This window comes from [Empedobacter] haloabium (assembly GCA_008011715.2).
Classification (GTDB): Bacteria; Pseudomonadota; Gammaproteobacteria; order Burkholderiales; family Burkholderiaceae_D; genus Rugamonas; species Rugamonas haloabia.
Window position 1 is genome coordinate 6,457,230 of sequence record CP136508.1, and the last position, 21,579, is coordinate 6,478,808.

Here is a 21,579-nt window from a genome sequence, read left to right on the forward strand (position 1 = left end):
CGATGGGTACTTCCGACTTCCTCGCCACCGCCGCGCCGGCCCAGAGGGCGCTGCGCATCCTGCACGTGCTGGATCACTCGATCCCGCTGCACAGCGGCTATACCTTCCGTACCCGTTCCATCCTGCAGCAGCAGCGCGCGCTGGGCTGGGAGACCCATCACATCACCAGCCCGAAACAGGGCGACGCGCCGGACGGCCAGGAGCTCGTCGATGGCCTGCGCTTCCACCGTACGGCGCCGGCGCAGGGGCCGTTGGCACGCATGCCGGTGTTGAACCAGCTGGCCGTGATCGACCGCCTTGCGACCCGGCTGCTGCAGGTCGCGCAGGAAGTGCGCCCCGACATCCTGCATGCGCATTCGCCGGCGCTGAACGCCGTGGCCGCGCTGCGCGTCGGCCGCAAGCTGGGCATCCCCGTCGTTTACGAAATCCGCGCGTTCTGGGAGGACGCGGCGGTCGATCACGGCACCAGCAAGGAATGGGGCGTGCGTTACCGGCTGACGCGGGCGATGGAAACGTGGGCGCTCAAGCGCGTCGATGCCGCCACCACGATCTGCGAAGGGCTGCGCGCCGAGATCGTCGGCCGCGGCATCCCCGCGCGCAAGGTCGAGGTGATCCCGAACGCTGTCGATGTCGGCGATTTCAGCGTGGATGGCGTACGCGATACCGCACTGGCATGCGGGCTTGGCCTGGAAGGCAAGACGGTGCTGGGCTTCATCGGCTCGTTTTACGCCTACGAGGGGCTGAACGTGCTGCTGGACGCGCTGCCGGCAATGCGCGCCAGGCGGCCCGACCTTCGCGTGCTGCTGGTCGGCGGCGGCCCGCAGGATGCGGCGCTGCGCCAGCAGGCCGAGGCGCTGGGCGTGGCCGATGCCGTCGTGTTCACCGGCCGCGTGCCGCACAGCGAGGTGCAGCGCTACTACGACCTGGTCGACGTGCTGTGCTACCCGCGCCTGAAAATGCGCCTGACCGACCTGGTGACGCCCTTGAAACCGCTGGAAGCGATGGCGCAGGGCCGGCTGCTGGCGGCGTCCGACGTGGGTGGCCACCGCGAGCTGATCGAGGACGGCCGCACCGGCGTACTGTTTGCCGCTGGCGACCCGGCCGCGCTGGCGACAAAGGTGCTGGCGCTGCTTGACGCCCCTGCGAGCTGGCCGCAGTTGCGCGCCCAGGGTCGCCGCTTCGTCGAGGAACAGCGCAACTGGGCCGCCAGCGTGAGCCGCTACCGCAAGGTGTATGGCAGCCTGGTGCCTGCGCGGGAGCGGCCATGAGCGACGTGGCTTCCAGCGCCACGCTGCGGGTGGGTCTGGTGGGGCCGCTGCCGCCGCCGTCCGGCGGCATGGCCAACCAGACCTTGCAGCTGGCCGCGCTGCTGCGCGGCGAGGGCATCGAGGTCGAGACGGTGCAGGTCAACGCGCCATACCGTCCGGCCTGGGCCGGCCGCATCAAGGGCCTGCGTGCCGTGTTCCGCCTGCTGCCCTACCTGGCCAGCCTGTGGCGCACGGCGGGAACAGTGCAGGTGTTCCACGTGATGGCCAATTCCGGCTGGTCGTGGCATTTGTTCGCGGCGCCGGCGATCTGGATCGCCCGGCTGCGCGGCACGCCCGTGGTCATCAACTACCGGGGCGGCGAAGCCGAGAGCTTCCTGCGCCGCGCGCAGGGCTGGGTGCGGCCCAGCCTGACCCGCGCCGATGCCGTCATCGTGCCCTCCGGCTTCCTGGAACACGTGTTCGGCAAATTCGGCTTCGCCACGCAAATAGTGCCCAACATCGTCAACCTGGAGCGCTTTTCGGTCGCGCCGAACGGACCGGGGGACAAGAAGGGCCTGCGCCTGCTGGTGGCGCGCAACCTGGAGCCGATCTACGACAACGCGACGGCCCTGCGCGCGCTGGCGCTGATCCGCGCGCACGATCCGCACGCCACGCTCGTCATTGCCGGCTCCGGCCCGCTGCGCGCGGAACTGGAAACGCTGACGGCGCAATTGGGGCTGACGGAGGCGGTGACGTTTACCGGGCGCGTCGACAATGCCGGCATGGCCGCGTTGTACCAGGACGCCGACGTCATGCTCAACTGCAGCCTGGTCGACAATACGCCGAACTCGGTGCTGGAATCGCTGGCGTGCGGCGTGCCCGTCGTCAGCACGGATGTCGGCGGCGTGCCCTACCTGGTCGAACACGGCCGCACGGCGCTGCTGGTGCCACCGCAAGCGCCGCAGGCCATGGCGGAAGCGGTGCTGCGCCTTGCCGCCGAGCCGGCACTGGCCGCATCCCTGCGCGACGCGGGCCTGCGCCAGGTGCAGCAATATACGTGGCACAGCGTGCGCCCGCGCCTGCTGGCGGTGTACCGCGCCGTGATGCAAGCGCGCGCCAGCGCATCGCCGGTGAGGCAGCCATGAACACGGTCGAACGCTACCGTCCGGCGCCCTACACGGCCCTTGTCACCAAGCTGCTGTTCCCGCTGCACGAGCGGGTCAAGCAGCACAGCAGCGTGGCCGTGCGCAAGCAACTGGAGGCGTCGCAGTACTGGCCGGAAGAACGCCTGCGCGACCTGCAACTGGTGCGGCTGCGCCGCCTGCTGGCGCGCGCGCAGGACAAGGTGCCGTACTTCCGCGACCTGTTCCAGCAGCTGGGATTCGACCCTGCCGGCGTGCAGTCGCTGGACGACCTGGCCCGGCTGCCGCTGATGGACAAGGCGGTCATCCGCGCCAACGTGGACCGCCTGAAGGCGCAGGATGCCGTCGGCCTGGCGCGGTTCAATACGGGCGGCTCCAGCGGCGAGCCGCTGATTTTCTATATCGGCAAGGAGCGCGTCAGCCATGACGTGGCGGCCAAGTGGCGCGCCACGCGCTGGTGGAACGTCGATATCGGCGATCCGGAAATCGTCGTGTGGGGTTCGCCCATCGAGCTGGGCGCGCAGGATCGCGTACGGGCGCTGCGCGACCGCCTGCTGCGCACGCATCTGCTGCCGGCGTTCGAGATGTCCGCCCCGAAGCTGGACAGTTTTGTCGCCCGTATCCGCGCGCACCGGCCGCGCATGCTGTTCGGCTACCCGTCCGCGCTGTCGCACATCGCCCGCCATGCCCAGGCCAAGGGCCAGCGTATGGACGACCTGGGCATTCGAGTCGCGTTCGTCACCTCCGAGCGGCTGTACGACGAGCAGCGCGCCCAGATCGCCGAGACCTTCGGCTGCCCGGTCGCGAACGGCTACGGCGGTCGCGACGCCGGCTTCATCGCCCACCAGTGTCCGCACGGCGGCATGCACATCACGGCCGAGGACATCATCGTCGAGATCATCGACGGTGCCGGCCGGCCGGTGCCGCGTGGGCAATCGGGCGAGATCGTCGTCACGCACCTGGCCACCGGCGACTTCCCGTTCATCCGCTACCGCACCGGCGACATCGGCGTGCTGGGCAAGGAGCCCTGCGGTTGCGGCCGCGGCCTGCCGCTGCTGCAGGAGATCCAGGGTCGCAGCACCGACTTCCTGGTCGCCCAGGACGGCACCGTCATGCATGGACTGGCGCTGGTGTATATCCTGCGTGACCTGCCGCAGGTCAAGGCATTCAAGATCACCCAGGAGAGCCTGGCACTGACTCACGTGCAGGTCGTGCTGGATGCGCCGCTGGATGCGGCGCTGCGCGCGCACATCGAGAAGGGTTTCAGGGCGCGCCTGGGCGCGGGCGTCGCGGTGCAGGTCGAGCAGGTCGATGCCATCGCGCCGGAGAAGTCCGGCAAGTTCCGCTATGTCGTCAGCAAGGTGGCGGCGGGGAGAGCGGCCGCATGAGGGACGTGATCGTCACGTTGCTGGTGTTCGCATCGCTGCCGTATATCTTCAAGCGGCCGTCGTTCGGCATGGTGATGTGGATCTGGATCAGCGTGATGAACCCGCACTCGCAGGGCTGGGGCTTCGCGCGCGACTTTCCGTTCGCCGCGATCATCGCCGTCGTCACGGTGGCGGCGATGCTGACGAATGCGAAGCGCACCTACCGGTTGCCGCTGACGCCCGTGACGGCCACGTTCCTGTTGTTCGTCGTGTGGATGTGCCTCACCTCGGTCTTCGCCATCCATCCCGAGCAGATCGGCACGCAGCTGGTCAAGGTCCTGAAAATCATGGGCATGACCATCGTCGTGCTGATGCTGGTGCGTAAGCGCCTGCACGTCGAGTGGCTGATCTGGACGGTGGTGGTCTCGATCGGCTATTACGGCACCAAGGGCGGCATCTTCACGATCCGTAGCGGCGGCCAGTACCGCGTGTGGGGCCCGATCGGCACCTTCATCGACGGTAACAACGAGATCGCGCTGGCACTCGTGATGACGATCCCGCTGATGTACTACCTGTACGGCCTGTTGACGCACAAGTGGGCCAGGCGGGCCATGGTGGCGTCGATGTTCCTGTGCGCGCTGGCGTCGCTGGCGTCCTATTCGCGCGGCGCCGCCATCGCGATGGGCATGATGCTGGTGTTCTTCTGGTTGAAGAGCAACCATAAGGCCGTCATCGGCGTGCTGCTGCTGTGCTGCGTGCCGTTCGCGCTGGTGTTCATGCCGGAGCAGTGGCATGCCCGCATCGACACGATCGACGAATACCAGCAGGACGAATCGGCGATGGGCCGCATCAACGCCTGGAAGATGGCCTACAACCTGGCCAACGACCGCCTGATGGGCGGCGGTTTCGAGATCTACGACCCGGAAGTGTTCGAGCGCTATGCGCCGGTGCCGGAGGACGTGCACGCGGCGCACAGCATCTACTTCCAGGTACTGGGCGAGCATGGCTGGATCGGGCTGGGCATCTACCTGATGCTGGGCTTCCTGACCTGGCGCACGGGCTCCTGGATCGTGCGCGCGGCCGGACCGCATGCCGAGCTGGCGTGGGCCGCCAACCTGGCCAGGATGATCCAGGTCAGCCTGCTGGGCTTCATGGTGGGCGGCGCCTTCCTCAGCCTGGTGTATTTCGACGTGCCGTATTATCTGATGGCGGCGATGGTGGCGACGCGTATGATCGTCGAGCGCGAGAAAAAGGCGCTGGCGCCCCAGCTGGCCGCGCAGCCCACCGTACAGGACGAACTTGATGAAGACCTCGAACATGATCCGGTCCGCTGAGCAGCACGGTGCCGCCGGCGCGCCGCTGCTGGAAAAGAGCCTGCTGTCGCTGCTGTCGCCCGGCGGGCGGCGCGGCCTGTCGATCCTGATCTATCACCGCGTACTGCCCCGCAAGGATCCGCTGTTCCCGGGCGAAGTCGATCGGGCCGAGTTCTCCGATCAGATGGCCGCGCTGGCGTCGCGCTTCAACGTGCTGCCGCTGCTCGACGCGGTGCGGATGGCCAAGGCCGGCACCTTGCCGCCCCGGGCCGCCGCGATCACGTTCGATGACGGCTACGCCGACAATGCCGAGGTGGCGCTGCCGGTGCTGCAGCAGCACGGCCTGCACGCGACGTTTTTCGTGGCGACGGGCTTCCTGAACGGCGGCCGCATGTGGAACGACAGCGTCATCGAACTGGTACGCGCGGCGCCGGACGGCGTGCTCGATGCCTCGGCCCTCGGGCTGGGCCGTCACCCGCTGCATACGCTGGCCGAGCGCCAGCGCGCCATTCCCGCGCTGATCGGCCAGCTGAAATACCTGCCGATGGCCGAGCGGCTGGCGCAGGTGCAACGGCTGGCCGACCTGGCCGGCTGCGCGCTGCCGGGCGACCTGATGATGACGAGCGCCCAGGTACGCAAGCTGCACGCGGCCGGCATGGGGATCGGTGCGCATACCGTCAACCACCCGATCCTGGCGCGCCTGCCGGACGCCCAGGCACGCGAGGAGATCGCCCAGGGCAAGCTGGCGCTGGAAGACATCATCGGCGCCCACGTCAGCCTGTTCGCCTACCCGAACGGCAAGCCGGGCGAGGACTACCTGCCGCAGCACGTGGCGATGGCGCGCGACCTGCGTTTCGAGGGCGCCGTGTCGACGTCCTGGGGCGCCAGCCGGGGCAAGCCCGACCCGTTCCAGCTGCCCCGCTTCACCCCATGGGACCGCGGCCGTCTGCGGTTCATCCTGCGCCTGGCGCGCAATCTGACCAACAGCGCCCAGCTGGCATGAAGATTCGAGAGCAAGCATGTCGTTAAAGAAGGACGTCCTGCATGGACTGAAGTGGATGGCCGGCGCGAAGTTCGCCAGCCAGATCATCACGTGGGCCATCACGATCATCGTCATGCGCCTGCTGGCGCCGGCCGACTACGGGCTGATGGCGATGGCGACCGTGTTCCTGGCCTGGTGCGCGATGTTCATCGAGATGGGCCTGGCGCCCGCGCTGGTGCAGGCCAAGGAAGTCAGCACCCAGGAGTTGCGCCAGGCGTACGGTATCTTCGTGCTGGTCAATCTCGCCATGGTACTGGTACTGGTCGCGGGCGCGCCGTTGATGGCGACCTTCTTTGGCGACGCCCAGCTGACACTCGTGATCCGCGTGCTGGCGTTGCAGTTCGTGCTGGCGCCATTCGGCCTCGTCTCCGAAGTGCTGCTGCAGCGCGGCCTGAACTTCCGCGCGCGTTCCCTGCTGGACCTGAGCACGGCGGTGATCACCAGCGTGGCCACCTTGCTGCTGGCCTGGACCGGCCACGGCGTCTGGGCGCTGGTATGGGGCACCTTGGGCGGCGCGCTGTGGCGCACGGTGGCCGTCAACGTCGTCGCGCGCTTTCCCTACCTGCCGCTGTTTTCCTGGGACGGCATGCGCGCCCTGCTGACGTTCGGCGGCAAGGTGTCCGCCTCGCGCTTCCTGTGGTTCTTTTTCACCCAGGCCGACACCGTCATCATCGGCCGCATGCTGGGCGGCCAGGTCCTGGGCGTGTACTCCGTCGCGCTGCACCTGGCCAGCCTGCCGGTGCAGCGGGTGTCGTCGATCCTGAACCAGGTCGCGTTTCCCGCGCTGGCACGCTACCAGCACGACCGCGCCGCCATCGCGCGCCAGTTGCTCAAGGCATTCGAACTGGTCAGCCTGGTGGCGTTTCCGGTCCTGTGGGGCATGGCCAGCACGGCCAGCGACATCGTGCTGGTATTCCTGGGCGAGCATTGGCAGGGCGCGATCCTGCCGCTGCGCGTTCTGGCACTGATCATGCCCTTCCGTACCGTCGTGCAGTTCCTCCCGGCGGTAACCGATGCCGTCGGCCGGCCCGGCATCGCACTGCAGAACGGCATCGTCGCCTGCACCGTGATGCCGCTGGCGTTCTATGTCGGCACGCATTGGGGTATTTTTGGCGTGGCGCTGGCCTGGGCCCTGGCCTATCCCGTGGTCCTGCTGATCAACCTGCAGCGCATGCTGGGCGTGATCGGCCTGGGGCTGGCCGAGGTGGCGGCGCGCATGCTGCCGGCGATGCTGGCGGCGGGTGCGATGTACGCGGCCGTGATGGCCACGCACGGCACGCTGGAGCAGATCGCGGACCGGCGTGTCGCGCTGGCGATCCAGGTCGGCGTGGGCGCGCTGGTGTATGCCGTGGCCAGTTGCCTGGTCAACCGCACGGCCGTGCTGGAAGTATGGCGCATGGTGCGCCGCAAGGGACAGCCGGCCTGACCATGCCGCGTGTAACGATCGCGCCGCAAGGCTGGCAGTTCGACGCGGCCGAAGGGGAAACGCTGCTGCGCGCGGCCGAGCGGGCCGGCATCCGCCTGCCCAGTTCCTGCCGCAACGGCACCTGCCGCACCTGTTATTGCGCCAGCGACGGCGGGACGGTGCGTTATACGGTCGAGTGGCCGGGGCTGTCGCTGGACGAAAAGCGGGCGCACGACGTGCTGCCGTGCGTGGCGGTCGCGCTGGCCGACATCACGTTGACGATTCCGGCCGCACGGCGCATCGAGGGGACGGGTTAGTCCGGTGTGTCCGGCTTGCGCAGCCGGGCCAGCAGCGCCTCGGTCTGGTCGTTCAGCGGCAGGCCGTGGCGCCGCAGCAGCTGCACGTGCAGCACCAGGTTTTCCAGCACCAGCTTGGCGGCGACGGCCAGCAGCGTCAGGCGCCGGTCTTCGTCGCTGAACGATTCCATCGCGTCGGCCATCTCGCACAGGTGCTTGGCGACGATGCCGCGCAGGTCATGCTCGTCGAACGGCAGGTCGGCGAAATCGATGGGGTCTTCCTGCTCCACTTCCTGCATCAGCAGTTCCAGCTCCCGCGGGGTGATCGACATCTGTGGCTCCAGTGACTCTTATGTGGCCATTCTAGGCCAAAGCCTGCCGCGACCGCGCTAGAATTGTCCGATCGGCACCCGCGGACACCATGGCCACGATCGTCTTCACCCAACAGCTGGCGCGCTTCCTGCCCGTCCCGCAACTGGCGACGGATGCCACGACCTTGCGCTCCGCGCTGGACAACGTATTCGCCGCCAACAGCCGCCTGCGCGGTTACGTGTTGGACGACCAGGACCGGCTGCGCGACAACGTCGTCATCTTCATCGACGGCCGGCGCACGCGCGAGCGCGTCCGGCTGGACGATCCGCTCAGGCCCGATTCCACCATCCACATCCTGCAGGCCCTATCAGGAGGCTGACATGACCGAACGTGCATTGCTGGCGACCCGCAAGGGCCTGTTCGAGCTGACCTGGCAGGACGGCGCCTGGCAGCTGGCGTCACCGCACTTCCCGGGCGATCCGGTATCGGCCGTGCTGCACGATCCGCGCGACGGCAGCACCTACGCGGCCCTCCATCTCGGCCATTTCGGCGCCAAGCTGCACCGCCGCGACGCCGGCAGCGCCACCTGGACGGAAGTGGGCGTCCCCGTCTATCCGGCCAAGCCGGAAGGCAGCGACGATGCGATCGACTGGTCGCTGAAAATGATCTGGACCCTGGCCGCCGGCGGTGCCGACCAACCCGGCGTGCTGTGGGCCGGAACGCTGCCGGGCGGCCTGTTTCGCTCGTCCGACCGCGGCGCCAGCTGGCAACTGGTGGAAAGCCTGTGGAACGTACCCGAGCGCACGCAATGGTTCGGTGGCGGCTACGACTCGCCCGGCATCCACAGCATTTGCGTGGACCCGCGCGACAGCGCCAGCGTGCTGGTGGCCGTCTCCTGCGGCGGCGTATGGCTGACCAGTGACGGCGGCGCCACCTGGCGGCTGCGCACCAAGGGCATGGCGGCCGGCTATATGCCGCCCGAGCTGATGGAGCAGGGCGCCGCCCAGGACCCGCACCGTATCGTGCGCTGCGCCGCGCAGCCCGACGTGCTGTGGTGCCAGCATCATAGCGGCATCTGGCGCTCCACCGACAACGCCGCGACCTGGGAGCAGGTGGCCGCGCCGCTGTCCTCGTTCGGCTTTGCCGTGGCGGCCCATCCGCACGATGGCGGCAGCGCGTGGTTCGTCCCCGCCACGGCCGACGAGCAGCGCGTGCCGGTTGACGCGGCGCTTGCCGTCAACCGCACCGATGACGGTGGCGCCACATTTGAAACGTTACGGTCCGGCTTGCCGCAACAGCACTGCTATGACCTGGTGTACCGGCACGCGCTCGCCGTGGACAGGACCGGCAGCACGCTGTTGATGGGCTCGACCACGGGGTCGGTATGGACTTCAGGCAATGGCGGCAAGACCTGGCAAACGGTGACTGCGCATCTGCCACCCATTTATGCAACAGTGCTGACGGAATACGATTGACGACGGATTTCTTGCTGGAAAATAATGGCTTTTTACATTATGTCGTGAGCGTGCCGTGGCAATTCTTTCCGATATCACCACCACTCCTCTCTCCGGCCTGACCCACATCGATGCGTTGCTCGATACCGGGCCGGACTGGAATTACCTGACCGGGAATCCGGCGAACACGCTGTATTACACGTTCAATACCCAGCACGCCTCGGCAACCGCCAACGCCGAGATCACGGGAGGGGTCCAGGCCTTCAGTGCCAGCCAGCAGACGTATGCCCGCGGCGCGATGGCTTACCTCAGCAAGGTGACGGGCATCCAGTTTGTCGAGACGTCGCTGGCGACGGCGGCCCAGGTGCACTTCGTCAACGCCAACGTCCTGGATGCGGGGGCGGCCGGTGAGACCAGCTGGAAGGCCAGCTATACAGCGGACGGCAACGGCATCCTGAACAATTACGATGCGGACGCGATCATTTATCTCGACAACGCGCAATATGCCGCGGACAACGCCGATCTCGCGCCCGCCGGCTACGGGTATGAAACGCTGCTGCACGAGCTGGGCCACATGCTGGGCCTGAAACATCCGTTCGAAGGCAGCATCCGATTGCCCGAGCAGTACGACACGACGGCGTACACGCTGATGTCGTACACGTACGACAATTACATCCGCTCCGAGTTCAGCGAGTTCGACATCGACGCGCTGGACTGGCTCTACGGTGGAGACGGCCTGCGCGGCTCGAACGGCCTCAATTCCACGGGCGGCATCCGGCTTACCGGCGACTATGGCGACAACACGATCAACGGCGGCGCCCGTCCGGACATACTGCAGGGCGGCTTCGGCAACGACGTGCTGACGGCTTTCGGCGGCGACGATGCCCTGGTGGGCGGTGCCGGCAACGATGTCCTGGCGGCGGGGGCGGGCAGCGACCTGGTGCTGTACGGCGGGCTGCGCAGCGACTACACGATTACCCGGCAGGGCTCGGCGTATGTCGTCAACGACCTGCTGGGCTGGGACGGCACCGACACGCTGACCGATGTCGAGCGCATCCGGTTTGCCGACAAGACCGTCTCCTTTGCCACCGATGCGCTTGGCAGCGCGGCCTACCGGCTGTATCAGGCAGCGTTCAACCGGGCGCCGGACGAGCCCGGGCTGGGCTTCTGGATCGACAAGCTGGAGCACGGCTGGTCGCTGACCAGCGTCGCCGCCGGCTTCATGAACAGCTTGGAGTTTGCCTCGACCTATGGCAGCAACAATCCGGCCAACGACGTCTTCGTCACCCGGCTGTACAATAACGTCCTGCACCGAGAACCGGAGGCAGCCGGCTTTGCCCATTGGATGACGCAGCTGGCCAATGGCGTCAGCAAGGCCGAGGTGCTGATCGGCTTCAGCGAAAGTGCCGAGAACCAGGCGGCGCTAATTGGTGTCCTCAGCAAGGGCTTCGATTACGTGCCTTACACGGCCGCCTGAGCCAGCCCGGTATTGCCCCAGTAGGCCAGGAACATGTCTACGGCCGTCGCGACGACGGCTGCCTGCTGCGCGTCGTCCAGTGCCGGCTGTCCCATCGCCACCTGGGGCCAGAACGCAAACGTCTTCAGCTGCCCTTGCAGCAGCGTGGCCATGAATGCGGGGTCGCCCGCCTTCAGCTGGCCGTCCGCCTGGGCCGCGCGCAAGAATGCCGCCGCTCCTTCTTCCTTCTCGCTGAGCTTCGCCACCATGCTGTGCGCCCGCGCGGGCGTATGGATCGCCTCGGCGATGGCGACGCGCGCCAGGTCCAGGAAATAAGGGTCGCGCAGCAGGGCCATCTTGTGCGTCAGCAGGGCAACGAGCTGGTCGCGCAGCGGCGTGTCCGGACGGTAGGCGATCGCGTCCACCGCCGCGCTGCACTGCCACAGCTCCTGCAGGATCTGGGCGAACAGGTCGTCCTTGCTGGGGAAATGATTGTAGACGGTACGCTTCGAGACGCCGGCCGTGGCCGCGATGCGGTCCATGCTGGTCGCTTCGAAGCCGTTGACGCGGAACTCGGCGATCGCCGCCTGCACGATGTCGGCGCGCTTGCGGTCTGTCAGGCGCTGTGAAATAGGTGGGGACATGCGGATATTTTACACCGACCGGTTTACTTTCTCGGAAATTGAAACTACACTGTGTAGTGTAATTTTAACGATGAGGCTTCCATGACGACGACCGCCGCGCACACCTCCCCGCAGATCCAGGATGGCCGCTTCCGCAATCCGGCACGCATGCACCGTGCGGGCCTGCGCAAGACGCTGGGGATCATGTGGAAAATGCTGACCGAAAAGCCGGCGGACAGCGTACCGGCGGCGCCGCTTCCCGTGCAGGCGCTCAGCCGTGCCGACCTGGACGCGGCGCCGGCCGACACCGTCTTCCGGCTGGGGCATTCGACGGTCCTGCTGAAGCTGGGCGCGCGTTATTGGTTGACGGACCCGGTCTTTGCGGAGCGGGCGTCGCCGTTGCGGTGGCTGGGCCCGAAGCGCTTCCACCAGCCGCCGCTGGCGCTGGATGAGCTGCCGCCGCTGGCCGGCGTGATCCTGTCACATGATCATTACGACCACCTGGACCGCGCCGCCGTGCTGGCGCTGGCGGCCAAAGCCGACCATTTCGTCGCGCCGCTGGGCGTGGGCGACCTGCTGGTGAAGTGGGGCGTGCCGGCCGCGAAGGTCCACCAGCTGGACTGGTGGCGGGGCATCGCGTTGGGCGACGTGGAGCTGACCTGCACGCCGGCGCAGCATTTTTCCGGCCGCGGCCTGCGGGACGGCAACAGCACCCTGTGGTGCTCGTGGGTGATCCGGCACGGCGAGCGCAAGGTGTTCTTCAGCGGCGACTCGGGCTACTTCCGCGGCTTCAAGGCGATCGGCGACCGATTCGGGCCGTTCGACCTGACGATGGTGGAGACGGGCGCCTACGATCCGCAATGGCCGGACATCCACATGCAGCCGGAAGAGACCATGCAGGCCCACATCGACCTGCGCGGTGCCGTGCTGATGCCGATCCATAACGGTACGTTCGACCTGGCGTTCCATCCATGGCACGAGCCGTTCGACCGCATCGCCGCGCTGGCCGAGCAACGCGGCCAGCGGCTGGCCACACCCGTTATCGGCGCGCCGCTGTCGATCGCCGCGCCGCAAGCGGACCAGCAATGGTGGCGCCAGGCGTAGACGTTCTTACACCCAAAACCGCAGAGCCGGGGTCAGACCCGACGGGTCTGACCCCGGTTCCTGGTCTTGGGTTAACGACGCGAGCGGCATTGGAGGCTGTCCCGATTGCGACTTACCGATTCGATTTCGGCGTCGCCAATAAAAAAGCCAGCCCGAGGCTGGCTTTGCAAGAGCGGACGATGCCGGCTTATTTCATCCACAAGCGCATCGCATCCCAGGCGCGGCCGAAGATCGAGGCCTGCTCGACGGATTCCAGCGCCACGACCGGCAGTTCCAGCATCGGCTTGCCGTCCACGACCATTTTCAGCTTGCCCACGTTGGTGCCTTCGCCCAGCGGCGCCACCAGCGGGTCCTTGCGTTCCAGCACAGGCTTCATCTTGCCGGCCACGCCCTTCGGCACCGTGACCATCACGTCCTGGCGGAAGCCGATCTTGACGTTGTTCTTCGCGCCCTTCCACACCTGCGGCGTATCGACCGCCTGTCCCTTCGCATACAGCTTGACGGTATCGAAGTTCTGGAAGCCCCAGTTCAGCAGCTTCTGGCTTTCGGCGGTGCGGGTTGCGTCCGAGTTGGTACCCATTACCACCGAGATCAGGCGGCGGTCGAGGTTGCCGCTGGGGCGGTGCGCGGACGCGACCATGCAATAGCCGGCCGATTCGGTGTGACCGGTCTTCATGCCGTCCACGCTCGGGTCCAGCCACAGCAGGCGGTTGCGGTTCTGCTGCGTGATCTTGTTGTAGGTGAAGCTCTTGATGGAGTCGATCTTGTAGAACTGCGGGAAGTCCTGGATCACGTGCTTGGCCAGGATCGACAGGTCGCGCGCCGTCGTGTAATTGTCCGGGCTCGGCAGGCCGTGCGGGTTGGCGAACTTGGAGTTCGTCATGCCCAGGCGCTGCGCCTCGCGGTTCATCAGGGTGACGAACGTGCCTTCGTCGCCAGCCACCGCCTCGGCCAGTGCCACCGCGGCGTCATTGCCCGACTGGATCATCAGGCCGTGCAGCAGGTCGTTGATGGAAACCGGAACGGCCGGGTCGATGAACATCTTCGAGCTGGAGGAATCGACCTTCCAGGCACGGGTGGACACGTTGACCATCTGGTTCAGTTCCAGCTTCTTGTCGCGCAGGGCCATGAAGGTCAGGTAGGCCGTCATGATCTTGGTCAGCGAGGCCGGCTCGACACGCATGTTCGGGTCCTGCGCGGCGATCACCTGGCCGCTGGTGGCGTCGAGCAGCAGCCAGGACTTGGCGGCGATGGTCGGTGCGGGAACGGTCTGGGCGGCGGCGGAAGAGAGAATCAGGACGCTGGACACCAGCGCCGCGAGCAGTTTTTTCATTGATCTGGAATCGTAAAAGAGGTGCAAAAAAAACGGCGGAAACGACGAAACGCGCGGCTGTGGCGCCGCGCGGCCGGGACATTATAGGCGCTCAGGCGTCCTCGGGGTCGTCCTTTTGCTGCTGCTTGCCCAGCCACAGGGCGATCACCCAGTTCTTGATGTGACCGAGCTTGCGGTGGAAGAAATGGTCCGCGCCCGGGATCACGACGACCGGCACGTCCTGCGGACGGGCCCAGTCGAACACGGCCTGGACGGGGATCGTGTCGTCGTTTTCGCCGTGGATCAGGATCGTGTCCGGCGCGATGTCGGCCATCTGCCACTTGCCCGCCGCGCTGCCGACGAGGGCCAGGCGCTCGGCCGGCGTGCCGCGCGCGGCCAGGCGCTGCGCCAGCTGCGACTGCACGTAGGTGCCGAACGAGAAGCCCGCCAGCGCGACCGGCAGGTCGGGGAATTTTTCCGTCATGTGCGCGTACAGCAGCTCCATGTCGTCGGTCTCGCCGTGGCCGCGGTCGTGCGTGCCCTCGGACTGGCCGACGCCGCGGAAGTTGATGCGGGCCACCACGTAGTCCAGCGCGACGAAGGCGCGCGCCAAGGTCTGCGTGACCTTGTTTTCCATGGTGCCGCCGTACAGCGGATGCGGATGGGCGACCAGGGCGATGCCACGCGGCTTCTTGCCGTCCAGCGGCATGTCGATCAGGCCTTCCATCAGGCCCGCGTGGCCCTGCATCGTGAAGTGCTTGGTATTCTTGTTCATCACTTGATCTTCAGCCTTTCCACGGGCTTGCCGTTGACGAGGTGACTGTCGATGATCTCGTCGATATCGGACGTGTCGACGTAGGTGTACCAGGTGCCTTCCGGGTACACGACCAGCACCGGGCCGTGCTCGCAGCGGTCCAGGCAGCCGGCCTGGTTGATGCGCACGTTGCCGGCGCCGTTGATGTCCAGTTGCTTGCAGCGTTTCTTGGCGTGTTTCTGCGCCTGCTCGGCGCCACGCGGGCCGCAGCTCTCGCGGCCGTCATCACGGGTGTTCATGCAAAAGAACACGTGATGCTTGAAATAGGGAGTGTCGCTCATGCTTGCCTCGTTGTTGTGGTAGGGCCGGCGCGTCGGCGGCGCAGGCGTAATGATACCCGCTCAGGCGCGATTGAGTTTATGGGACGGCAGCCACAGGAACCACAGCGCGAAGAAGGGCCAGAGCAGGGAAAGGAACTGGGCGGCGCCGTTGAAGTTCAAGAATTTGCCTTGTACCCAGGTCTGCATGGTGGCGCTGAAGTACGGGTTCACGGGGGTGCTGTTGACAACAATGATGCTGAGGATCAGGGTCGCGATGCCGAGCCGGCGCTGCGCTGCCTGGGGCGCGAACGCCAGCCCGGCCACCATGATGCCGCCGATCAGGAAGCCGCCCTGCGCGCCTGGCGTGATCCACACGAAGGCATTTTCCGGCGCGAACAGCAGGGCCGAGGCGAGCGTCTTGGCCGTGATGGCCCCGGCCAGCAGCCCGGCCGCCAACAGGGCGCGCGGCGCGGTCCGGCGCATCAGGCACATCAGGGTCAGCGCCGCGCCCACCATGCTGCAGGCCGTGACGATCGTTTCGGACAACCAGTATTGCTCGACGCTCAGGTCGGGTTCCGGCCGCACGTACGACAGCAGGTCGATGTCCGCCTCCATCAGGCGGCTCAGCCAGTCCGACAGGATGGGCAGCACCTGGCCCTGACCGAACAGGAAGGACGAAGGGTAGAGCTGCGCCAGTGGCCATAGCGCCACCAGCACGAGGCCCTGGCTGGCGTGCTGGGCGAACCAGCGCTGGCGCAGGCGGTACAGGTGGCTGGTGTCGAGCAGCTTGCGCGCTGTAAGCACGCCGATCAGCCCTCCCAGCGCGCAGCCGGCGCTGTTGGTATAGAAGTCCAGGTTGGACGAGACGCGGCTGGGCAGGTAGGTCTGGATCGCTTCCATCGCGCCCGACACCAGCATGCCGGTCAGCGCGGCCAGCAGGAAGGCCAGGATGCCGCGAATGCGCGGGTGCAGCGCGTAGGCGACCAGCGTGCCGAACGGGATATAGCCGATGACGTTGATCGAGGCATCGAACTTGGTCCAGTAGCGCGGCATCGCCGTGTGCTCCAGGAACAGCAGCGGCGACAAGCCCTGGTTGTGCCAGCCGGAGAAGGGAAACAGGCTGGCATAGACGATCAGCAGCAGGTACGCGAGCAGGGTGGCGCGCGCCACGGGCGAGCCGCGATGGGCGCGCGCGGGCTCCGGCACACCGGGGGCCGGCTGCTGCTCCTGTGTCCCGTCCACCGTCATGCTTACTGGGCCGGCAGCGTGGCCAACCAGGCGAGGATATCGGCGGCGACGGCATCCGACGCGGCGGCCAGCGCGCGCGCGCCGCCGGGCGCATCGGCACTGCTGGCCGGCAGCGTGCGGGTAAAGGTGCGCTGGTCCACCAGGCGGTGCGAGCGGAACACGGAAGCGCGCAGCGTGATCGTCGCGCTGCTCTGCGTCACGCTGTCGAAGTTCTGCGAGAACTCGTCCGCCTCCAGGCGCAGCAGCGGCACGCCGCCGCTGGCATCGGTCGTGGACAGCACCTTGATCCCCCCTTGGGCGATGCGCGCCTTCAGGCGTTGCGACAACAGCTGCAGCGGGGTGGCGCTCCACTGGTTGTAGGCGTAAGGGCGCGACTGCTGGGCGTCCGCATACAGCAGGCGGTAGAACATGCGCTGGTTGTCCAGCATGGCGGGGCCGGTGACGTCGGCCACGACCAGCGCCGGGAACGCGCTCGTGGCCGGCGCCGCCTGTGTCGCGGCGGGCGTGCCGATGGGGCCGAAATCGTAGCTGGTCTGGTTCGGCCCCTTGCTGCTGGCGCAGCCGGCGATGAGGGCCGCACAGGCCACGATGCCGGCCAGGCGCGGCGTAAAGGGATGAGTCATCGGATCGTCCTTGTCATTGAGCCGGTGCCGCGAAGCCGGGTTCGCCCGGGCCCGGCGTGGGGGCCGGCGCGCCGAACAGGATGCTTTGCGGGCGGTCGTTCAGGGTGTTCATCGTGCGGCGCACGGCGCGCATCGACGAGCGGGTTTCGTCGGTCAGCGCCGTGATGCTCGGCAGCGTATCGAGTTCCGCGCCGGTGGCGACCGATTCGACCGACATCGCGGTGCGGTCGACCGCGCCGGTGATGCGCGTGATGGCGCCGTCCGGGCCCTGCAGGCTTTGCGACAGGCGCGTGACGTCCTGGGCCAGCGTGTCGACGGAGCGGAACGCGCTTTCCGCCTTGTTGGCCAGCGCCGGCAGCCGGTCGATGGTGGGACCGAGGCGCTGCGGGATCGCCCGGTACTCCTGCGCCGCCGCGCTGACGTCGGAGAAGGCGGCCAGGATGGTCTTCTGGTTTTCCTCGCTGAGCAGCTTGTTGACCTGGTTCGACACCTCTTCCACCTTCGTGATCAGCGCCTTGCCGCGCTTTTCCAGTTCGTCCAGCAGGCCCGGATGCAGCGGGATGCGGCTCGGGTTGTCCTGGTTGGTCGCCAGGCGCGGCGAGCCGACCGACTTGTCGTCCAGCTGGATATAGGCGATGCCCGTGACGCCCTGGTAGCCCAGCGTGGCGAAGGTGGTCTTCGTGATCGGCGTGGCGGGGTCGATGCTCAGGTGAATCAGGATCTGGCCCGTGGTCTGCGGGTCGAAATCGATCGCGTCCACCTTGCCCACCTCCAGCCCGCGGTAGCGCACCGCCGCCTGCGGATTCAGGCCCGGCACGGACAGGTTGGTGGCCAGCAGATAGGGCGCGTATTCGACGCGGTCGCGGTTGAACCAGATTCCGAACAGGACGGCCGCGACCAGCAGGGTCAGCGTGAAGATGCCGGTCATGAACGCATGTGCGCGGTTTTCCATGCTTGCTCCTTATTGGAGTGCCTCGAGGGCCCGCTTGCCGCGGTCGCCCAGGAAGAACTCCTTGATAAACGGGTGGTCGACTTCGATCACGTCCCTGGTCGGGCCCACGGCGATCACGTGCTTTTCCGCCAGCACGGCGATGCGGGTGGACAGCGCGAACAGCGAGTCCAGGTCGTGCGTCACCATCACCACCGTCAGTCCCAGTTCCCGGTGCAGGGATTTGATCAGCGAGACAAAGCTTTCGGACCGGTCCGGATCGAGGCCCGCCGTGGGCTCGTCCAGGAACAGCAGCTTCGGTTCCAGCGCCAGGGCGCGTGCCAGGGCGACGCGCTTGATCATCCCGCCGGACAGGTCGGACGGCATCTTGTTGGCATGCTCGGGGCCCAGCCCGACCATGTTCATCTTCAGCAGCACGGCGTCGCGCACCAAGTCGTGCGGCAGCACGCGCAGTTCGCGCATCGGCTGGGCGATGTTCTCGAACACCGTCAGCGCCGAATACAGCGCGCCCTGCTGGAACAGCATGCCCCAGTGGTTGCGCAGCAGCTGCAGCTGGGTCGAGGTGGCCTGCGTGATGTCCTCGCCGAAGATGCGCACACAGCCTTTGCTTGGACGCTCCAATCCCAGCATCTGGCGCAGCAGCACGGTCTTGCCGGTGCCGGAGCCACCCACGATCGACATGATTTCGCCCTGCTCGATCGTCAGATCGAGGTCGTTGTGGATGACGGTGCGGCCAAACTTCGTCTGCAGGCCGTGGATCTCGACGACCGGCACGCTGCCGTCGAGCGTCAGCTCGCCCGGCGCCTCGGAGCAGCTGCGTTGCTCGTCATCGTGTGCGTCGACCTGGTCGCTCATCAGAAGCCCACTCCATTGAAGACGATGGCAAACACCGCGTCGGCCAGGATGACGACGGTGATGGCGGTCACCACGGAGGTCGTCGTGCCGCGCCCCAGGCTTTCCGTGTTGGGCTGGATGCGCAGGCCGAAGTGGCACGACACCAGCGCGATCAGCATGCCGAACACGGCGCCTTTGCCCAGGCCGATCATGTAGTTCGCCAGCGGCACGGCATCCGGCAGCTTCTGGATGAAGTAGCGCGCGGACAGATTCAATTCGATCTTGGCCGACACCATGCCGCCGATCAGGGCCATGCAGTCGGTCCAGATGACGAGCAGCGGCATCGAGATCGCCAGCGCGACCACTTTTGGCAGCACGAGGCGGAAGCCATGCGAGATGCCCATCACCAGCATCGCGTCCAATTCTTCCGTGACGCGCATGACGCCCAGCTGCGCCGTGATCGACGAGCCGGAGCGCCCGGCCACGAGGATGGCCGCCAGCAGCGGCCCCAGTTCGCGGATGATGCTCATGCCGAGCAGGTTGACGAGGTAGATGTCGCCGCCGAAGTTGCGCAGCTGCTGCGCCGACAGGTAAGAGAGCACCACACCGATCAGGAAGCCCACCAGCGCGGTGATGCCCAGTGCCTGGAAGCCGGCGTGGAAGATATTGGCCGAGATTTCCTTCCACGGTCCGCGGATCGGGCTTTTCAGGAAGCGCCAGGTATCCTGCGTGACCTGGCCGATCAGTTTCACGAAGCCCTGCAGGTGTTCGGCGAAATGCAGGATGCCGGCACCCAGTGTCGTCACCCAGTCCATGTGGTGGGTGCGGGTGCGCGGCAGTTCCAGCTTGCCGGTGGCCTCCAGGCGCTTGAAGAACTCCTCCTGGCCAGGGGCGAGCTTCAGGGAGGCGGGCCGTTGATAGCCCCAGGCCTGCCAGAACAGCTGGGCGCCGATGTGGTCCATGCTGTCGATCGCCGTCAGGTCCCATTGCGCATTGCCGGCCTTGTGGGCCTGGTCAAGGCGGGCCGACAGGGCCTTGATCACCTTGCGGTGCGCCAGCGCGTGTACCTGCCACGTGCCGTCGGCGGTCACCGTGCCACCCGCGGCGCCGCCGGGTTGGAAAGTTAAGCTTGGCTCTTGTGCAATGGGCATGTCGCCAGTGTAAGTGAGATTCGTTTCGTTCGCTACGGGGCCCGCCTCAACAGTGTGTCGGACGACGCTGACAGCCGTCCAGGCCGGGTGTCATGCCGCCAGGTGACGCGCCTGGCGTTGCGGCGCCGCCGTCGTCGTGACCTTCTGGCGTACGCCGTGGCCATCACGCGCCAGCAGCTGCGCCGCCTCGTCGACAGCCATGCCGCGCTGTTGCAGCCAGCGCCCGACCAGCGCGGCCAGGCGGTCCAGGGCGATGCGGTGGGTGGCGTCCGTGTTCGCGTACAGCCAGTCGGAGAAGGCCATGAAGCTGTCGAACGGGCGCTCGCCCAGCAGCACGTGGATCGTGTGGTTGAAGCGGCCCGAGTTGGCGACCAGGTCCCAGTAGCGGGCAAAGCGCACCAGGCGCTGCATGGTGGGAAAGTCGATGTCGCGGTTGGCCAGGATCGTGTAGGGCGGGTGCGGGTCGAACACGAGGCCGAATTCCTGGGTGTGGCGGATGATCGGCGTGCCGCGCAGCCGCTTCAGGATGCCGAACTGGATCTCGTGCGGGCCGAGCGCCCACAGCTTGTCGAAGCCGGCGGCGAAGCTGTCGACCGTTTCGCCGGGCAGGCCGGCGATCAGGTCCACGTGCATGTGCACGTGCGAGTGTTCGCACAGCCAGCGGATGTTGTCGGCGGCCTTCTGGTTGTCCTGCTTGCGGCTGATGTTGGCCTGCACGACCGGATTGAAGCTCTGGATGCCGATCTCGAACTGCAGCGCACCCGGCGGGAACTTGGCGATGCCTTCCTTCAGTGCGTCCGGCAGGTGGTCCGGTACCAGCTCGAAGTGGGCGTAGACGGGATCGTCCGGCTGGGCGGCCAGCTTGTCGAGGAAGAACTGCATGATCTTCAAGCTGGTCTTGATGTTCAGGTTGAAGGTACGGTCGACGAACTTGAACAGCCGCGCGCCGCGCGCGTACAGGGCGTCCATCTCCGCCAGGAAGCCGTCGATATTGAACGGCCATGCCGTCTTGTCCAGCGCGGACAGGCAGAACTCGCACTTGAACGGGCAGCCGCGCGAGGCTTCCACGTATAGGGTGCGGTGGGCAATGTCCTCGTCACTATATAAAGAGTAAGGCAGGGCGATGTCCGCCATGGGTGGCTGCACGCCTGCGTGCACCTTCATCAGGGGCTTGGGACCGTGCAGGATCTCGCCGCACAATTTCGGGAACGTGACGTCGCCCCAGCCGGTCACCACGTAGTCGGCCAGCTGCACGATGGCCTGCTCGCCGCTTTCATGGGACACCTCGGGGCCGCCCAGCACGACGACGATCTGCGGCGCAACGCGCTTGAGCATCGCGACGAGCTTCGCCGTCTCCTCCACGTTCCATATATAAACGCCAAAACCGACGATCCGCGGATCGTGCGCCAGGATGCGTTCGACCAGTTCCGTCGTTTTCGCGCCGATGACGAACTCCTGGATACGGGTCTGCTCCTTGAGTTCGCCCATATTGGCCAGCAGGTAGCGCAGGCCCAGCGAGGCGTGGGTGTAGCGGGCATTCAGGGTGGAGAGCAGGATCGTCATGGCGGCAGCGGAAGGTAAAGCGCGAAATCACGCATTTTACCCCTTGCGTGGCCGCTGGCGTTTC

Annotated in this window: 22 protein-coding genes; 11 read left to right on the top strand and 11 right to left on the bottom strand. The window is 66.8% G+C overall.

Annotated elements, in window-relative coordinates; translation table 11 throughout:
• The first annotated feature begins 50 nt into the window (after positions 1 to 50).
• From E7V67_028215 to E7V67_028245, 7 genes are read left to right on the top strand one after another with little or no spacing between them, the layout of a single operon-like run.
• Positions 51 to 1,268, top strand: coding sequence for a glycosyltransferase, exosortase A system-associated (locus tag E7V67_028215; protein WUR16362.1), 1,218 nt, complete (start codon positions 51 to 53; stop codon positions 1,266 to 1,268).
• Entirely contained in the window at positions 1,265 to 2,392 is a 1,128-nt protein-coding gene (locus tag E7V67_028220) for a glycosyltransferase family 4 protein (GenBank protein WUR13522.1), read from the top strand. Before E7V67_028215 ends, E7V67_028220 begins: the two co-directional genes overlap by 4 nt.
• A complete protein-coding gene (locus E7V67_028225) occupies positions 2,389 to 3,777 on the top strand; it encodes an AMP-binding protein (protein ID WUR13523.1) in 1,389 nt (462 codons plus the stop codon). Before E7V67_028220 ends, E7V67_028225 begins: the two co-directional genes overlap by 4 nt.
• Positions 3,774 to 5,090 carry a putative O-glycosylation ligase, exosortase A system-associated gene (locus E7V67_028230; protein ID WUR13524.1) on the top strand — a complete coding sequence of 439 codons (1,317 nt, stop codon included), beginning with the start codon at positions 3,774 to 3,776 and terminating at the stop codon, positions 5,088 to 5,090. Before E7V67_028225 ends, E7V67_028230 begins: the two co-directional genes overlap by 4 nt.
• The gene (locus E7V67_028235) at positions 5,059 to 6,072 is read left to right on the top strand and encodes a polysaccharide deacetylase family protein (protein WUR13525.1); all 1,014 of its coding nucleotides are present in this window, start codon (positions 5,059 to 5,061) and stop codon (positions 6,070 to 6,072) included. Before E7V67_028230 ends, E7V67_028235 begins: the two co-directional genes overlap by 32 nt.
• 16 nt (positions 6,073 to 6,088) lie before the next feature.
• Positions 6,089 to 7,537 (top strand): lipopolysaccharide biosynthesis protein, encoded by a 1,449-nt coding sequence (locus tag E7V67_028240; GenBank protein ID WUR13526.1) that lies wholly within the window; start codon positions 6,089 to 6,091, stop codon positions 7,535 to 7,537.
• A 2-nt stretch (positions 7,538 to 7,539) separates the two neighbouring features.
• The gene (locus tag E7V67_028245) at positions 7,540 to 7,833 is read left to right on the top strand and encodes a 2Fe-2S iron-sulfur cluster-binding protein (GenBank protein ID WUR13527.1); all 294 of its coding nucleotides are present in this window, start codon (positions 7,540 to 7,542) and stop codon (positions 7,831 to 7,833) included.
• Here the strand turns inward: E7V67_028245 and E7V67_028250 are convergent.
• Positions 7,830 to 8,144 carry a hypothetical protein gene (locus E7V67_028250; GenBank protein ID WUR13528.1) on the bottom strand — a complete coding sequence of 105 codons (315 nt, stop codon included), beginning with the start codon at positions 8,142 to 8,144 and terminating at the stop codon, positions 7,830 to 7,832. The genes E7V67_028245 and E7V67_028250 overlap by 4 nt on opposite strands.
• A gap of 89 nt (positions 8,145 to 8,233) precedes the next feature.
• Between E7V67_028250 and E7V67_028255 the strand changes: the two genes are divergently transcribed.
• Genes E7V67_028255 through E7V67_028265 form a run of 3 tightly spaced genes read left to right on the top strand, consistent with a single transcriptional unit; the run spans position 8,234 to position 11,055 of the window.
• Complete coding sequence (locus E7V67_028255) at positions 8,234 to 8,503, top strand: MoaD/ThiS family protein (protein WUR13529.1); 270 nt, start codon at positions 8,234 to 8,236, stop codon at positions 8,501 to 8,503.
• 1 nt (position 8,504) lies between these two features.
• Positions 8,505 to 9,599 (top strand): exo-alpha-sialidase, encoded by a 1,095-nt coding sequence (locus tag E7V67_028260; GenBank protein ID WUR13530.1) that lies wholly within the window; start codon positions 8,505 to 8,507, stop codon positions 9,597 to 9,599.
• A 55-nt stretch (positions 9,600 to 9,654) separates the two neighbouring features.
• Positions 9,655 to 11,055, top strand: coding sequence for a DUF4214 domain-containing protein (locus E7V67_028265; GenBank protein ID WUR13531.1), 1,401 nt, complete (start codon positions 9,655 to 9,657; stop codon positions 11,053 to 11,055).
• On the opposite strand, the gene E7V67_028270 is transcribed toward E7V67_028265, so the two are convergent.
• Positions 11,040 to 11,678: a TetR/AcrR family transcriptional regulator gene (locus E7V67_028270; protein WUR13532.1), complete on the bottom strand. Its 639-nt coding sequence runs from the start codon at positions 11,676 to 11,678 to the stop codon at positions 11,040 to 11,042. The two genes, E7V67_028265 and E7V67_028270, sit on opposite strands and share 16 nt — an antisense overlap.
• 81 nt (positions 11,679 to 11,759) lie before the next feature.
• On the opposite strand from E7V67_028270, the gene E7V67_028275 reads away from it, so the two are divergent.
• Positions 11,760 to 12,761 carry an MBL fold metallo-hydrolase gene (locus tag E7V67_028275; protein WUR13533.1) on the top strand — a complete coding sequence of 334 codons (1,002 nt, stop codon included), beginning with the start codon at positions 11,760 to 11,762 and terminating at the stop codon, positions 12,759 to 12,761.
• Positions 12,762 to 12,948: 187 nt separating this feature from the next.
• Here E7V67_028275 and E7V67_028280 read toward each other — a convergent pair whose 3' ends face one another.
• The 9 genes from E7V67_028280 to E7V67_028320 all read right to left on the bottom strand — a co-directional run bounded on the left by E7V67_028280 (position 12,949) and on the right by E7V67_028320 (position 21,515).
• Positions 12,949 to 14,094 carry a D-alanyl-D-alanine carboxypeptidase family protein gene (locus E7V67_028280; protein ID WUR13534.1) on the bottom strand — a complete coding sequence of 382 codons (1,146 nt, stop codon included), beginning with the start codon at positions 14,092 to 14,094 and terminating at the stop codon, positions 12,949 to 12,951.
• A gap of 91 nt (positions 14,095 to 14,185) precedes the next feature.
• On the bottom strand, positions 14,186 to 14,848 hold the full coding sequence (locus E7V67_028285; GenBank protein ID WUR13535.1) for an alpha/beta family hydrolase: 663 nt from the start codon (positions 14,846 to 14,848) through the stop codon (positions 14,186 to 14,188).
• Complete coding sequence (locus tag E7V67_028290; protein WUR13536.1) at positions 14,848 to 15,168, bottom strand: ferredoxin; 321 nt, start codon at positions 15,166 to 15,168, stop codon at positions 14,848 to 14,850. The genes E7V67_028285 and E7V67_028290 overlap by 1 nt, the downstream gene beginning before the upstream one ends.
• 60 nt (positions 15,169 to 15,228) lie before the next feature.
• On the bottom strand, positions 15,229 to 16,395 hold the full coding sequence (locus tag E7V67_028295; protein ID WUR13537.1) for a VanZ family protein: 1,167 nt from the start codon (positions 16,393 to 16,395) through the stop codon (positions 15,229 to 15,231).
• 2 nt (positions 16,396 to 16,397) lie between these two features.
• Complete coding sequence (locus tag E7V67_028300; GenBank protein ID WUR13538.1) at positions 16,398 to 17,018, bottom strand: ABC-type transport auxiliary lipoprotein family protein; 621 nt, start codon at positions 17,016 to 17,018, stop codon at positions 16,398 to 16,400.
• Between the two features lie 13 nt (positions 17,019 to 17,031).
• Positions 17,032 to 17,970 carry an MlaD family protein gene (locus tag E7V67_028305; GenBank protein ID WUR13539.1) on the bottom strand — a complete coding sequence of 313 codons (939 nt, stop codon included), beginning with the start codon at positions 17,968 to 17,970 and terminating at the stop codon, positions 17,032 to 17,034.
• A gap of 9 nt (positions 17,971 to 17,979) precedes the next feature.
• Positions 17,980 to 18,822 (bottom strand): ATP-binding cassette domain-containing protein, encoded by an 843-nt coding sequence (locus E7V67_028310; GenBank protein ID WUR13540.1) that lies wholly within the window; start codon positions 18,820 to 18,822, stop codon positions 17,980 to 17,982.
• Entirely contained in the window at positions 18,822 to 19,952 is a 1,131-nt protein-coding gene (locus E7V67_028315) for an ABC transporter permease (GenBank protein WUR13541.1), read from the bottom strand. Before E7V67_028315 ends, E7V67_028310 begins: the two co-directional genes overlap by 1 nt.
• A gap of 90 nt (positions 19,953 to 20,042) precedes the next feature.
• On the bottom strand, positions 20,043 to 21,515 hold the full coding sequence (locus tag E7V67_028320; GenBank protein WUR13542.1) for a DUF4080 domain-containing protein: 1,473 nt from the start codon (positions 21,513 to 21,515) through the stop codon (positions 20,043 to 20,045).
• Between the last annotated feature and the right edge of the window lie 64 nt (positions 21,516 to 21,579).

What these genes read in the sequence shown, in the direction of transcription:
- E7V67_028220 (WUR13522.1), top strand. Translation starts at nt 1,265, where the DNA reads ATGAGCGACGTGGCTTCCAGCGCCACGCTGCGGGTGGGTCTGGTGGGG.
- E7V67_028225 (WUR13523.1), top strand. Translation starts at nt 2,389, where the DNA reads ATGAACACGGTCGAACGCTACCGTCCGGCGCCCTACACGGCCCTTGTC.
- E7V67_028230 (WUR13524.1), top strand. Translation starts at nt 3,774, where the DNA reads ATGAGGGACGTGATCGTCACGTTGCTGGTGTTCGCATCGCTGCCGTAT.
- E7V67_028235 (WUR13525.1), top strand. Translation starts at nt 5,059, where the DNA reads ATGAAGACCTCGAACATGATCCGGTCCGCTGAGCAGCACGGTGCCGCC.
- E7V67_028240 (WUR13526.1), top strand. Translation starts at nt 6,089, where the DNA reads ATGTCGTTAAAGAAGGACGTCCTGCATGGACTGAAGTGGATGGCCGGC.
- E7V67_028245 (WUR13527.1), top strand. Translation starts at nt 7,540, where the DNA reads ATGCCGCGTGTAACGATCGCGCCGCAAGGCTGGCAGTTCGACGCGGCC.
- E7V67_028250 (WUR13528.1), bottom strand. Translation starts at nt 8,144, where the DNA reads ATGTCGATCACCCCGCGGGAGCTGGAACTGCTGATGCAGGAAGTGGAG.
- E7V67_028255 (WUR13529.1), top strand. Translation starts at nt 8,234, where the DNA reads ATGGCCACGATCGTCTTCACCCAACAGCTGGCGCGCTTCCTGCCCGTC.
- E7V67_028260 (WUR13530.1), top strand. Translation starts at nt 8,505, where the DNA reads ATGACCGAACGTGCATTGCTGGCGACCCGCAAGGGCCTGTTCGAGCTG.
- E7V67_028270 (WUR13532.1), bottom strand. Translation starts at nt 11,678, where the DNA reads ATGTCCCCACCTATTTCACAGCGCCTGACAGACCGCAAGCGCGCCGAC.
- E7V67_028275 (WUR13533.1), top strand. Translation starts at nt 11,760, where the DNA reads ATGACGACGACCGCCGCGCACACCTCCCCGCAGATCCAGGATGGCCGC.
- E7V67_028280 (WUR13534.1), bottom strand. Translation starts at nt 14,094, where the DNA reads ATGAAAAAACTGCTCGCGGCGCTGGTGTCCAGCGTCCTGATTCTCTCT.
- E7V67_028285 (WUR13535.1), bottom strand. Translation starts at nt 14,848, where the DNA reads ATGAACAAGAATACCAAGCACTTCACGATGCAGGGCCACGCGGGCCTG.
- E7V67_028290 (WUR13536.1), bottom strand. Translation starts at nt 15,168, where the DNA reads ATGAGCGACACTCCCTATTTCAAGCATCACGTGTTCTTTTGCATGAAC.
- E7V67_028295 (WUR13537.1), bottom strand. Translation starts at nt 16,395, where the DNA reads ATGACGGTGGACGGGACACAGGAGCAGCAGCCGGCCCCCGGTGTGCCG.
- E7V67_028300 (WUR13538.1), bottom strand. Translation starts at nt 17,018, where the DNA reads ATGACTCATCCCTTTACGCCGCGCCTGGCCGGCATCGTGGCCTGTGCG.
- E7V67_028305 (WUR13539.1), bottom strand. Translation starts at nt 17,970, where the DNA reads ATGGAAAACCGCGCACATGCGTTCATGACCGGCATCTTCACGCTGACC.
- E7V67_028310 (WUR13540.1), bottom strand. Translation starts at nt 18,822, where the DNA reads ATGAGCGACCAGGTCGACGCACACGATGACGAGCAACGCAGCTGCTCC.
- E7V67_028315 (WUR13541.1), bottom strand. Translation starts at nt 19,952, where the DNA reads ATGCCCATTGCACAAGAGCCAAGCTTAACTTTCCAACCCGGCGGCGCC.
- E7V67_028320 (WUR13542.1), bottom strand. Translation starts at nt 21,515, where the DNA reads ATGACGATCCTGCTCTCCACCCTGAATGCCCGCTACACCCACGCCTCG.